The organism is Comamonas sp. F1-6 (assembly GCF_039581415.1).
Lineage (GTDB): Bacteria > Pseudomonadota > Gammaproteobacteria > Burkholderiales > Burkholderiaceae_C > Comamonas > Comamonas thiooxydans.
In genome coordinates this window covers 1-13358 of sequence record NZ_JBCPWN010000012.1, presented here as the reverse complement: position 1 = coordinate 13358, position 13358 = coordinate 1, and the positions used below count along the sequence as shown (strand labels likewise).

Here is a 13358-nt window from a genome sequence, read left to right as displayed (position 1 = left end):
AAGGAGTACCTCATGCATACATCTCTCAGCACCAAGTACATCGAGATCCACGGGGTGGAGCAGACCTTCAAGACCGCCAAGGGCCTGTTTCCCGCGCTGCGTGACATCAATCTGAACATTGCCAAGGGCGAGTTCGTCAGCCTCATCGGGCATTCGGGCTGCGGCAAGTCGACGCTGCTCAATCTGATTGCCGGCCTGACCATTCCTACGGGCGGTGCATTGCTGTGCGCCAACAAGGAAATCAAGGGCCCTGGCCCCGAGCGTGCGGTGGTCTTCCAGAACCATTCGCTGCTGCCCTGGCTGAGCTGCTGGGGCAATGTGCACCTGGCCGTGGAGCGTGTCTTCGGCAAGCGCGAAAGCAAGGCACAGCTGGCGCAGCGCACCGATGCGGCGCTGGCCATGGTGGGTCTCAGCCATGCGGCGCAAAAGCGCCCCGGCGAAATCTCGGGCGGCATGAAGCAGCGCGTGGGCATTGCGCGTGCCCTGTCCATGGAGCCCCAGGTGCTGCTCATGGACGAGCCCTTCGGTGCCCTCGATGCCCTGACACGTGCCAAGCTGCAGGAAGAGTTGCTGGAGATCGTGGCTCGGACCCAGAGCACCGTGGTGATGGTCACGCACGATGTGGACGAGGCCGTACTGCTGTCCGACAAGATCGTGATGATGACCAACGGTCCCGCTGCCACGATTGGCGAGGTGCTGCATGTGGCACTGCCACGCCCGCGCAGCCGGGTGGAGCTGGCCGAGGATGCCCAGTATCAAAGCTACCGCAAGGCGGTGATCGACTTCCTCTACACGCGCCAGGGCCACGTGGAGAAGGCGGCCTGAGTCCTGGCCTCGATGTCTGCTGCATGGCGCCTTGGGGCGCCATGTTTGTTTGGTGCACAGCAAAGCGGCAAACAGGCACAAAGATGGTGCATCTCTTTCTTGCCTGCCGCATTCCGCGAGACGACAGAGCTGGCACGGCAATTGCATGTTCTCAATCGTGGCCAAGGTCGGCCACAGGGTGATGGTGCAAGGCTGGACCAGAACCCAAAAGACAAAGACGTCTACATGCTCATGCAAGTCATGAAGCATGCAGACGTCTTTTTTGTTGCCGGGCCGTTTCAGGACACAAGCGCCTTTTTGGAGGTGCTGCTGCCAAATGCAGCGGTTCTGCGCGGAAGGCCTTTTTCGCAAGCCCACGGGGACTCAGATGAAAAAATCCAAACTGGTCATGATTGGTAACGGAATGGCGGGCGTGCGCGCGCTGGAAGAGCTGCTGGCCATTGCCCCCGATCTGTACGACATCACGGTCTTCGGCGCCGAGCCGCATCCCAACTACAACCGCATTCTGCTGTCGCCAGTGCTCGCCGGCGAGCAGACGCTCGGCGATATCGTGCTCAACGACTGGTCCTGGTACCAGGACCACCATATCCTGCTGCACGCCGGCTATACCGTGACGGCCGTGGACCGAGCCCGGCGCATGGTACATGCGGTCAATGCCCTGGGTGAGACCGCCAGCGCCGAGTACGACCGCCTGATCATGGCGACAGGCTCCAAGCCCTTCATCCTGCCCATTCCCGGCAAGGACCTGGAGGGCGTGCTGGCCTACCGCGACATCGCCGATACCGAGGCCATGATCGAGGCGGCCAAGACGCTCAAGCATGCGGTGGTGATCGGCGGTGGCCTGCTAGGACTGGAAGCGGCCAACGGCCTCATGAAGCGCGGCATGCAGGTCACCGTGGTGCATGTCGGCGACTGGCTGATGGAGCGCCAGCTCGACGATCAGGCGGGCCGCATGCTGCAGAAATCGCTGGCCGAGCGCGGCATGCAGTTCTGCATGCAGGCGCAGACCAAGGAGCTGCTGGGTGATGCAGACGGCCGCGTGCGTGCCGTGCGTTTCAAGGACGGCAGCGAGATCCCGGCCGAACTGGTGGTGATGGCCGTGGGCATTCGCCCCAGCACCGAACTGGCCGAGTCCATGCATCTGCATGTGAACCGCGGCATCGTGGTCAGCGATACGCTGCAGACCGTGACCGATCCTCGCATCTATGCCGTGGGCGAATGCGCGGCACACCGAGGCATTGCCTACGGGCTGGTGGCGCCCTTGTTCGAGCAGGGCAAGGTGCTGGCCAACCATCTGGCGGAGTTCGGCATCGGCCGCTACCTGGGTTCGCTGACCTCGACCAAGCTCAAGGTCACGGGCATCGATCTGTTCTCTGCAGGCGATTTCCAGGGCGGCGGCGATACCGAGGAAATTCTCATGAGCGACCCCTATGCGGGGGTCTACAAAAAGCTGGTCATCAAGGACGACAAGCTGGTCGGTGCCTGCCTGTACGGCGACACGGTGGACGGCAGCTGGTACTTCAAGCTGCTGCGCGAGGGCCGCAGCGTGGCCGATATCCGCGACAAGCTGATGTTTGGCGAATCCAATCTCGGCGACACCGGCCACCAGGGGCAGAGCAAAGCTGCGGCCATGGCCGACGGCGACGAGGTCTGCGGCTGCAATGGCGTGACCAAGGGCGCGATCTGCAAGGCCATCAAGGACAAGGGCCTGTTCACGCTCGATGATGTGCGAAAGCACACCAAGGCCAGTGCCAGTTGCGGCTCCTGCACGGGACTGGTGGAGCAGATCATCATGTTCACGGCCGGCGGCGACTACTCGGCGGCCCCCAAGACCAAGGCCATGTGCGGCTGCACCGACCACGGGCACCAGGCCGTGCGCGACGCGATCGCTGAGCACAAGCTGCTGAGCACCGATGCGGTGTTCCGCTTCATGGAGTGGCGCACGCCCAATGGCTGTGCCTCCTGCCGCCCGGCCGTCAACTACTATCTTGTAAGCACCTGGCCCAAGGAAGCCAGGGACGACCCGCAAAGCCGCTTCATCAACGAACGCAGCCACGCCAACATCCAGAAAGATGGAACCTACAGCGTGATTCCGCGCATGTGGGGCGGCGAGACCACGGCCTCCGAGCTGCGCCGCATTGCCGATGTGGTGGACAAATACCAGATCCCTACCGTGAAGGTCACGGGCGGTCAGCGCATCGATCTGCTGGGCGTGAAGAAGGAGGATCTGCAGGCCGTCTGGAACGATATAGGCATGCCCTGCGGCCATGCCTATGCCAAGGCGCTGCGCACGGTCAAGACCTGCGTGGGCAGCGAATGGTGCCGCATGGGCACGCAGGACAGCACCCAGATGGGCAAGGACCTGGAGCGCGCCATGTGGCGCATGTACGCCCCGCACAAGGTGAAGTTCGCCGTCAGCGGCTGCCCGCGCAACTGCGCGGAGTCCGGCATCAAGGATGTGGGAATCATCGGTGTGGACTCTGGCTGGGAGATGTATGTGGGCGGCAACGGCGGCATCAAGACCGAGGTGGCGCATTTCTTCACCAAGCTCAAGACCGCCGAAGAGGTGATGGAGTACACGGGCGCCTTCATGCAGCTGTACCGGCTGGAAGGCTGGTATCTGGAGCGCACGGTGCACTACATCAATCGCGTGGGTCTGGACTATGTCAAGCGCCGCATCCTTGACGATGCCGAGGGCCGCAGGGCGCTGTGGGAGCAGCTGCAGTTTGCACTGGACGGCGAGCCCGATCCCTGGTTCGAAACCGACAAGGCGTCCGTGGATACGCGCCAGTTTCAGGCTCTGCCTGCTGATGTGTCAGTTGTTGCCTGAAACCGAGAACCTCTTTCAATTTTTCAGCAATTTACGAACCTGGCGCGGCATAGCCAAGGGACGGCGAGCAAGGGCCGCCCCGTAGTGAGGCCGTCGTCCCCCTCCCGCGAAGCGAGAGAGGGGGAAGCCGCAAAGCGGCTCAGGGGGAGCTTAGGAGATGTAAATGAGCGAATGGATTTCTATCTGCACGATGGACGACATCCCCGTGCTGGGGGCCCGCCGCGTGGCGCGGGCCAAAGGTCTGGATGTGGCAGTGTTCCGCAATGCCGACGACGAGGTGTTCGCGCTGCTGGACCGCTGCCCGCACAAGGGCGGACCGCTGTCGCAAGGCATTGTGTTCGGGCGCAGCGTGGCCTGCCCGCTGCACAACTGGACGATTGCGCTCAGCACCGGCGAGGCGGCGGCGCCCGATGAGGGCTGCACGCCTTATTTCAGCGTGCGTGTGCAGGACGGCGAGGTGCAGCTGCGCGCCGACGAACTGGCCAGCCGTGCCCTGGAGCAGACCCGCCCGCATGCCGGTCCTGCGCATTGCGCAGCCAGGTCCGGCTGTGCTGCGGCCTAGCGTCTGATAGTTATGAATCGAGTAGCAGCATGCGCTTGATAGCCGGGCGCTGCGGCGCAATTTCACTGAAAGTCTGCCATGCGTGAGACCCGATCCACCTGTCCCTATTGCGGCGTCGGCTGCGGACTCGCCTTCGGCGGTCCGCGTAGGAGTGAACATGAACGCCGCCGCCTCTCTCTGGTGACGCCATGAAAGAAACCAAGTCCACATGTCCCTATTGCGGTGTCGGCTGCGGCGTGGTCATCGAGTCCGATGGCCTGCAGATTACCGGCGTGCGCGGCGACCCCGAGCATCCTGCCAACTTGGGCCGTCTGTGCACCAAGGGCAGCACCCTGCATCTGACGGCCGCGCCCGCCTATGCCCAGCAGGCCCGTCTGCTGCAGCCCATGCGCAGGCTGCAGCGGACATCCGCGCCGCAGGTCGCGAGCTGGCATCAGGCCCTGGACGAGCTGGCGGCGCGCATTGCCGGCATTCGCGCCGCCCATGGGCCCGATGCACTGGGCTTCTATCTCAGTGGCCAGTTGCTGACCGAGGACTACTACGTCTTCAACAAGCTGGTCAAAGGCTTGTTGGGCACCAACAATCTCGACACCAATTCGCGCCTGTGCATGAGCAGCGCCGTGGCTGGCTACAAGGCCACGCTGGGCTCCGATGCACCACCGGCCTGCTATGAGGACATAGATCTGGCCGGCTGCCTGTTCATCACGGGCAGCAATATGGCCTGGGCGCATCCCATCCTGTTCCGGCGTGTGGAGGAGGCCAGGGCCCGCAATCCGCAGCTCAGGATCATCGTGGCCGATCCGCGCCGCACCGAGACCGCAGAGCTGGCTGATCTTTATCTGCCGCTGCAGCCGGGCAGCGATGTGATGCTGTTTCATGGCCTGCTGCACATCATGCTGTGGGAGGGCTGGACGGACAGCGCCTTCATCGCGCAGCACACCAGCGGCTTTGCACAGCTCAAGGAGCTGGTGCGCGAAGCCACGCCAGAGAAGGTCGCCGCCGTCTGCGGCCTGCCCGTGGCGGACCTGTACCGGGCGGCGAGCTGGATGGCACTGGGTGGTGCCGAGGAGCCGACGGACGCGCGTCGTCCATCGCTCAGCCTGTACTGCCAGGGCCTGAACCAGAGCCGCAGCGGCACGGCCAATAATGCTGCGCTGATCAATCTGCATCTGGCGACAGGCCAGATCGGCAGGCCTGGCGCGGGGCCTCTGTCGTTGACGGGCCAGCCCAATGCCATGGGCGGGCGCGAGGTGGGCGGACTGTCCAATCTGCTGAGCGCGCATCGCGATCTTTCCAACGCAGGGCACAGGGCCGAAGTGGCGCAGCTATGGGGTGTGGAGTCGATTCCCGCGCAGCCCGGCAAGTCCGCGCTGGAGATGTTCGAGGCTGCCGCCGACGGGCAGATCAAGGCCTTGTGGATTGCCTGCACCAATCCCGCGCAGAGCATGCCCGAACAGGCCATGGTGCGCAGGGCGCTGGAGCGCGCCGAGCTGGTGGTGGTGCAGGAGGCTTTTGCAGCGACCGAGACCACGGCCTATGCCGACTGGCTGCTGCCGGCCTCCACCTGGGGCGAGAAGCTGGGCACGGTCACGAACAGCGAGCGGCGCATCTCGCGGGTGCGCGCTGCCGTGGTCGCGCCGGGGGCGGCACGCCATGACTGGCAGATAGGCGTGGAGCTGGCGTGGCGCCTGGAGCAGCATCTGCGGCCCTCGCTGCCAACCCTGTTTCCCTATGACACTGCGAATGCCGACGCGGGTGCCGAAGCCATCTGGAACGAGCATCGCGAGTCCACACGCGGGCGCGATCTGGATATCACGGGTCTGAGCTGGCCGTTGCTGGAGGTCAAGGGACCCCAGCAATGGCCCATGCCCCAAGGCGCCAGCCAGGGCCGTCAGCGTCTGTATGGCGACGCAGTCTTTGCAACCGATGACGGGCGCGCACGTTTTGATGCCCAGCCCTGGCAGGCGCCGGCCGTGCCGCGCGATGCGCGACATCCGTTCAGTCTCAACACCGGTCGCCTGCGTGATCAATGGCATGGCATGACGCGCACCGGCCAGCTGGGGCGCCTGTTTGCCCATGTCAGCGAACCGCAGCTGCAGGTCGGCCCTCAGGACATGCAGCGCCTGCAACTGAAGGATGGCGATCTGGTCCATGTCTCCAACCGCTATGGCGCCATCGTGCTGCCCGTGCAGGCAGATCCGGGGCTGCAGCCCGCACAGCTCTATCTGCCCATGCACTGGGGCAGCATGTACCTGAGCGGCATGGGCTCCAAGGGGCAGCGGCTTGCGGGCGTCAACGCCCTGACCACGCCCGAGAGCTGCCCGCGCTCCAAGCAGCCCGAGCTCAAGCATGTGGCCGTCAAGCTGCTCAAGGCCGAGCTGCCCTGGACTTGTCTGGGCATGGCATGGCTGGATGAACAGCAGGTGCAGTCGGTTCGCCAGGCTTTGACCGAATTGATGGCTGAGTTCGACTTCGCCAGCTGCGTGCTGTTCGGGCGCGCCGTGCCGCTGGAAAAAGCGGATCAGGGCCGCACCGGCGTGCAGTTCCGCGCGGCGGCCTATGCGCAGCCCAGCGCCGAGGTGCTGGCGCGGCTGCATGGTCTGCTGCAGCTCGATGGCCCGCAGGCCATGCGCTATGCCGACGCGCGTCGCCAATGCAGCCGGGCCATGGCGATAGGCCGGCAGACCGAGGAGCCCAGGCTCGATGCATTTTTGCTCTGTGGTGACGCCAGCGCCGGCCGCTGGCTGGGGCCGGTACTGCGCGACGAACAATCGGTGCAAAGCTATGGGCGCCTGCTGCTGTCCTCGGGTGCCAGGCCACCAGCCGCCATGCCGGCCCGGTCGCTGCAGATCTGTGCCTGCATGAATGTGGATGAGGCCAGCATCAGCTCGGCGCTGGCCATCTGCGAGGGCTCCGCCGACGAGCGGCTCGCGCAGCTCAAGTCTTCTCTGGGTTGCGGCACGCGCTGCGGCTCCTGTATTCCCAAAATCAAACAACTGGTACATGCGACGTCTGCACCGCAGTCGGCAGCCCTGCCGGTTGCCTCCTAGATTTTGATGTCCGGCAATGCATATGAAAGGCCAGCCATGACAAACAGCCATGCCACTTCCCTGCCGCCCGTGGGCCGCTGCTATCTGGTCGGTGCCGGCCCCGGTGATCCGGAGCTGCTCACGCTCAAGGCGCTGAGACTGATCCAGTCCGCCACGCTGCTGCTGGCCGACGACCTGGTGTCTGCCGACATCGTGAAGCTTGCCAGCGCTAGCGCCCGCGTCGTCCATGTGGGCAAGCGCGGCGGGCGCGAGAGCACCTCGCAGGAGTTCATCGAAAAGCTCATGATCATGGCGGCCCGCCAGGGTGAGCTGGTGGTGCGCCTCAAGGGCGGCGATCCCTTCATCTTTGGCCGTGGCGGTGAGGAGGTCGAGCATCTGCGCCGGGCCGGAATCGCCGTGGAAGTGGTCAACGGGATCACCGCAGGGCTGGCCGCTGCCACCAGCCTGGGCGTTGCTCTGACCCATCGTGACCATGCCCATGGTGTGGTGTTCATCACCGGTCACGCCAAGCCAGGCAGTGCCGGCCATGACTGGCAGTTGCTGGCCGGCACGGCACGGATGCTGGGGCTGACGCTGGTGATCTACATGGGCGTTGCCACTGCCGCCCTCATCCAGCAGCAGCTGCTGGCCGGCGGACTGCCGGCATCTACTCCGGTGGCCCTGGTCCAGAACGCCAGCCTGCCCGCACAGCAACAGATACTGACCGATCTGGGGCAGATGACGCAGGCGCTGGCTGCCAGCGGACTGGGCAGTCCCTGCGTGTTCGTGGTGGGCGAGGTGGTCGGCCTGGCCGCATCGTCGGCAGCCGGCCTTGACGGTCTGCTGGAGCAGGTGCAGCTGCGCCGCGCCGTGGGGGCATAAAGGCCGATTGCTGACAGCTGTCTCCCTTTTGTCTGAGTGCCGAGCCTGCATGACTAGAATTTGTCCGGTAACCCCTGAACATTTGTCACACCCGGCCTCGTCAGTCTGCAGGGGGATAGCGGCGGCCGACACCTATGAGTCATGCGATGAGCACTGCATATCCTGATACCCAGCTTTTGATCGACGGTCAGTGGCAGGACGCTGCCAGCGGCAAGAAAATTGATGTGCGCAACCCGGCAAGCGGCGAAGTGATTGGCCGCGTGGCCCATGCGGATATCGCCGATCTGGACCGCGCCCTGGCGGCGGCAGACAAGGGCTTTCAGGTCTGGCGCAAGGTATCTGCCCATGAGCGCGGCGCCATCATGCGCCGTGCCGCGGCCCTGCTGAAGGAGCGTGCCGACGAGATCGCCGCGCTGCTGACGCAGGAGCAGGGCAAGCCGCTGGCCGAGGCCAAGGTGGAAATCATTGCCGGCGCCGGCATCATCGAATGGTTTGCCGACGAGGCTCTGCGTGTCTATGGCCGCATCGTGCCTTCGCGTCGCCCCGAGCAGCAGCAGTTGGTGATCAAGGAGCCCGTGGGGCCCGTGGCTGCCTTCACGCCCTGGAACTTCCCCGTCAACCAGATCGTGCGCAAGATCGGCGCGGCCCTGGCTTCGGGCTGCTCCTTCCTGGTCAAGGCGCCTGAGGAGACGCCGGCCTCGCCCGCAGCCCTGCTCAAGTGCTTCGTCGATGCCGGAATTCCTGCCGGTGTTGTGGGCCTGGTCTATGGCAACCCCGCACAGATTTCCGAATATCTGATTGCCCACCCCGTAATCCGCAAGGTGACCTTCACGGGCTCCACGGCCGTGGGCAAGCAGCTGGCGGCGCTGGCCGGCCAGCACATGAAGCGCTCCACCATGGAGCTCGGCGGCCATGCCCCCGTGATCGTGGCCGAGGATGCCGATGTGCAGCTGGCCGTCAAGGCCGCGGGTGCGGCCAAGTTCCGCAACGCTGGCCAGGTCTGCATCTCGCCCACGCGCTTTCTGGTGCACAACAGCGTGCGCGAGGAGTTCACGCGTGCCATGGTGGCCCATGCCGAGGCATTGAAGGTCGGCAACGGCCTGGAGCAGGGCACGCAGATGGGCCCGCTGGCCAATCCGCGCCGCGTGACGGCGCTGACCCAGCTGATCCAGAACGCCGAGCAAAGCGGTGCCAAGCTGATGACGGGCGGCGCATCCTTTGGCTCTGCCGGCAACTTCTTTGCGCCCACGGTGCTGGCCGACGTGCCTTTGACGGCCGATATCTTCAACCAGGAGCCCTTCGGCCCCGTGGCGGCGATTCGCGGCTTCGACAGGATCGAAGACGCCATTCAGGAGGCCAATCGCCTGTCCTATGGCCTGGCGGCCTATGCCTTCACGCGCTCGCTCAAAACGACCCACCAGCTGTCGCAGGATGTGGAAGCCGGCATGCTGTGGATCAACCAGCCGGCACTGCCGTCTGCCGAGCTGCCCTTTGGCGGCATCAAGGATTCGGGCTATGGCTCCGAAGGCGGCCCGGAGGCGCTGGAGGCCTACCTGGTGGCCAAGGCCGTGGCGATCAGCTGCGTTTGAATCTGCAAGGCATTTGATGCAAGGCCACCCTCGGGTGGCCTTTTTCATGGGAGGTGTATGCCGTGGGGCTTATAGAGACTGTTAGTCGATCGTTATTCCATAAATGAATAGCGGTGGCTAGAATCGACGGTTTTTTACATTCGACAACAAATTCCAGCCCGCGCCATGCCATTGCACTCCACGGTTTCCCAGATCCATCCTCCAAGTTTTGTTCTTCGCCGCAGCTGGTTGTGGGGCGCGCTGGCCATCGTGCCCATGGGCACGGCCTGGGCCCAGGTGGCAGCTGCGGGCGCAGCCGAAGCCGCCAGCCAGACTTTCACGCTGGGGACGGTGGAAGTCAGCGCGCGGCGCGAGGCCGAGGAGCTCGGGGCCGGCGATATGCAGCGCGTGGGCAGTGCCGAGATGGAGCGCAGCAACGCCAGCACCGTGGCCGATGCCGTGCGCAATCTCCCCGGCGTGAGCCTGTCGCGCAACAACCGCAACGAGGAAATGATCAGCCTGCGCGGCTTCGACTCGCGCCAGGTGCCCATCTTTGTGGATGGCGTGCCGCTGTACGTGCCCTATGACGGCTATGTGGATCTGGGCCGCTTCACCACCTTCGACCTGGCCGAGATCAATGTGGCCAAGGCCGGTGCCTCGCTGCTGTACGGTCCCAATACGCTGGGCGGTGCCGTGAATCTGGTCACGCGCAAACCGGTCAAGCCCTTCGAGGGCGATGTACGCCTGGGTGTGGGCAGCGGCGGCGAGCGAAGGGCGAGCTTCAACCTGGGCGGTAATCAGGGCAGTTGGTACTACCAGCTGGGTGCCTCCTACCTGGATGCCGACAGCTTTCCTCTGCCCCGGGGCTTCAGGGATTACAAAAAGCAGCCCACCGATACCGGCAGCAAGCGCGAGAACGCGGGCCGCACCGACAAGCGCCTGTCCTTCAAGCTGGGACTCACGCCCAATGCCACGGACGAATACGCCATCGGCTATGTGCGCCAGGAAGGCGAGAAGGGCAATCCCGTCTACACCGGCCAGTCCACGCAGAAGAACGCCGTGCGCTACTGGCGCTGGCCCTACTGGGACAAGGACAGCCTGTATTTCCTGAGCACCACCCGTCTGAACGGCAGCAATGTGCTCAAGACGCGCCTCTACCACGACACCTACAAAAACGGTCTCGACATGTACAAGGACGCCAGCTACACGGCCCACGATCCGACCAGCAGCTACAAGGATGTGAGCAAGGGGGCCAGCGTGGAGTGGGTCAACTACGCCTTCTCCGGCCACGAGCTGCATGCGGCCTTCCACTACAAGCAGGACGAGCACACCGACGCGGCCTCGGGCAAGGACCCGCAGAAGCACTACCGCGATGTGACCACCTCGCTGGTGCTCGAGGATCACATCGCCATGGCCGAGCGCTGGCGCCTGACGCTGGGCCTGAGTCATGACCAGCGCGACGCCAAGCAGGTCTACCAGTGGCCCACGGGCTCGACCAGCGCCACCAACGGCCTGGCACGCCTGAGCTATGCGCTCACGGCCCAGGGCGACGAGGTCTATCTGATTGCCTCGCACAAGACCCGCTTTGCGACCATCAAGGACCGCTATTCGGCACGCATGGGCACGGCCCTGGCCAACCCCGACCTCAAGCCCGAGGTGGCCAACCATCTGGAGTTGGGCCTGAGCGGCAAGCCCTGGCAGGGCGGCAAGGGCCAGGCGGCGCTGTTCTACAGCCGGGTGCGCGACCAGATCCAGACCATGGTCGTTGACTCCACGGCCTGCGGCGGCAAGACCTGCAACCAGGCGCAGAACGTGGGACGCACGCGCAATGCCGGTTTTGAGGTGTCGCTGGCGCAGCAACTGTCGGCCCAATGGGCTCTGCATGCGGGCTACACCTATCTGAGCCGCACCAATCTCAGCGACCGCAGCATCACGCTGACGGACACGCCGCGTCAGCGTCTGACGGCGGCCCTGCAATGGAATCCGCAGGCCCAGTGGCAGCTGCGCGCCGAGCTGGAGGCAGAACAGGGCCGCAAGGTGCCGCTGTCGGCCAGCGGCCAGGCCCAGGTCTATCAGATGGCCGGCTACGGCGTGGCCAATCTGCGCGCGCGCTATCTGCCGCGTCCGGACACCACGCTGGACTTCGGCGTGGCCAATCTGGGCGACAAGTGGTATCAGCTGGCCGACGGCTTGCCCATGCCGGGGCGCAGCTGGTATGTGAATCTGGGCTACCGGTTCTGACGGTCATGCAAAACCTGCTTCGGACATCTCTGGCACGGCGTGACTGGCTGCGCAGTCTGGCTGCCCTGGGCATGGCGGCCGGTGGCCCGGCCCAGGCGGTGGCGGTGGCGGTGGCGGTGGCGGTGGCGGTGGGGGCACAACCCGCTTCGGGCACCGGCGTGCAGGTGGCGGCCGTGGGCGGACTCGTGCTGTGCGGCGTGTGGCCGCGCGTGGCCGAGCAGGCCAGCCAGGCCCTGGCCATGCCGGTCACCACCGTGGCGGCCGCGCCCAAGGAGGGCGTGGTGCCCGCCTTCGCGCGCGGCGAGGCACAGATGCTGCTGATCCACGCCAGCGACGAAGCCATGGCACTGGAGGCCAGCGGCATGGCTGGCGCCGCGCGCGTCTGGGGCTGGAACGAGCATGTGATTGCCGGCCCCGCCGATGACCCCGCCGGCGTGCGTTCGGTCGCTGACGGCACGCAGGCGCTGCGGCGCATTGCCGAGACCGGCTCGCCCTTCATCGCGCTGCGCGACCCCGGCAGCTATACCGTGGTGCAGCGTCTGTGGCGGCGCGGCGGCATACGACCCGATGCGCGCTGGCTGCGCGCCGACACCGGCCCGAGATCACAGGCGGTGCTGGAGCTGGCGGCGCGCGAGCAGGCCTATGCCGTGGTCGGCCATATTCCCCTGGCCTTCGGCAAGATGGGCGCCCCCGGCATAGAACTTCTGCTGCATGGCGATCCGCTGATGCGCAGACCCTATGTGCTGCTCACGCCCGGCCCGCGCCATCCGGCCACGCAGGAGCAGCGCCGGGCGGCGGGCCTGCTGGCCGAGTACCTGCTGTCTGAGGCCGGCCAGCATGCGCTGGAAGCGGCCAGCGGCGCGGGCGGCCCCTGGGTGTTTGGGCGCGACAGCGTGCCCGCCGGCATGAGCGCCGGTGCCGATGGACAGACTTGAGCGAAGGAGCAGCATGAGCACCGCTATGACGCCGCCGCTGGCGGCATTGATTTACCCCGATGAGCAGCACGATATCGAGGACTTGCTCGAAGGCGTGGCGCGGCGGCTGCAACAGTCGGGCCGGCAGGTGGGCGGGCTGGTGCATCGCCAGAGTCGCTATGCCAATGGCAACAAGTGCATGCGCCTCGTGGATTTGCGCAGCGGCCAGCAGTTCGAGATGACCGAGGACCTGGGCGCGGCCTCGCAGGCCTGCAGCCTCAATCCGCAGGCCCTGGCCCGGGCCAGCGTGGTGCTGCGTCAGGCACTGGCCGATGGTGTGGAGCTGGCCGTCGTCAACTGCTTCGGCCAGCTCGAAGCCGCTGGCGGCGGTTTTGTCCAGGAGATCGCCGCTTTTGTCGAGGCCGGCATTCCCGTGATCACGGCCGTGGCGGCCCGCCACGAGGCCGGCTGGCAGAGCTTTACCGGCGGCGCCTTCGTGCGCCTGCT

At 65.5% G+C, this 13358-nt stretch carries 10 protein-coding genes; all 10 read left to right on the top strand.

Going from position 1 to position 13358, the window contains the following annotated elements; translation table 11 throughout:
• The first annotated feature begins 12 nt into the window (after window positions 1–12).
• Window positions 13–825 (top strand): ABC transporter ATP-binding protein, encoded by an 813-nt coding sequence (locus tag AAIL66_RS13625; RefSeq protein ID WP_343496945.1) that lies wholly within the window; start codon window positions 13–15, stop codon window positions 823–825.
• 12 nt (window positions 826–837) lie between these two features.
• Window positions 838–1224: a hypothetical protein gene (locus AAIL66_RS13620; protein WP_139032043.1), complete on the top strand. Its 387-nt coding sequence runs from the start codon at window positions 838–840 to the stop codon at window positions 1222–1224.
• On the top strand, window positions 1193–3655 hold the full coding sequence (gene nirB, locus AAIL66_RS13615; protein WP_343496944.1) for a nitrite reductase large subunit NirB: 2463 nt from the start codon (window positions 1193–1195) through the stop codon (window positions 3653–3655). Before AAIL66_RS13620 ends, nirB begins: the two co-directional genes overlap by 32 nt.
• 163 nt (window positions 3656–3818) lie before the next feature.
• Window positions 3819–4217, top strand: a complete 399-nt coding sequence (gene nirD, locus AAIL66_RS13610; protein ID WP_034381424.1) for a nitrite reductase small subunit NirD — start codon at window positions 3819–3821, stop codon at window positions 4215–4217.
• 188 nt (window positions 4218–4405) lie between these two features.
• A complete protein-coding gene (locus AAIL66_RS13605) occupies window positions 4406–7267 on the top strand; it encodes a molybdopterin-dependent oxidoreductase (protein ID WP_343496943.1) in 2862 nt (953 codons plus the stop codon).
• Between the two features lie 36 nt (window positions 7268–7303).
• Complete coding sequence (gene cobA / locus AAIL66_RS13600; protein WP_045838492.1) at window positions 7304–8128, top strand: uroporphyrinogen-III C-methyltransferase; 825 nt, start codon at window positions 7304–7306, stop codon at window positions 8126–8128.
• 146 nt (window positions 8129–8274) lie between these two features.
• Window positions 8275–9717, top strand: coding sequence for an NAD-dependent succinate-semialdehyde dehydrogenase (locus AAIL66_RS13595; protein ID WP_034409001.1), 1443 nt, complete (start codon window positions 8275–8277; stop codon window positions 9715–9717).
• Between the two features lie 255 nt (window positions 9718–9972).
• Complete coding sequence (locus AAIL66_RS13590) at window positions 9973–11937, top strand: TonB-dependent receptor (RefSeq protein ID WP_343497001.1); 1965 nt, start codon at window positions 9973–9975, stop codon at window positions 11935–11937.
• A gap of 5 nt (window positions 11938–11942) precedes the next feature.
• On the top strand, window positions 11943–12872 hold the full coding sequence (locus tag AAIL66_RS13585; RefSeq protein ID WP_343496942.1) for a substrate-binding domain-containing protein: 930 nt from the start codon (window positions 11943–11945) through the stop codon (window positions 12870–12872).
• A gap of 25 nt (window positions 12873–12897) precedes the next feature.
• Window positions 12898–13358: DUF2478 domain-containing protein (locus tag AAIL66_RS13580; protein ID WP_343497000.1), on the top strand; the 461-nt coding region annotated here is incomplete at its 3' end.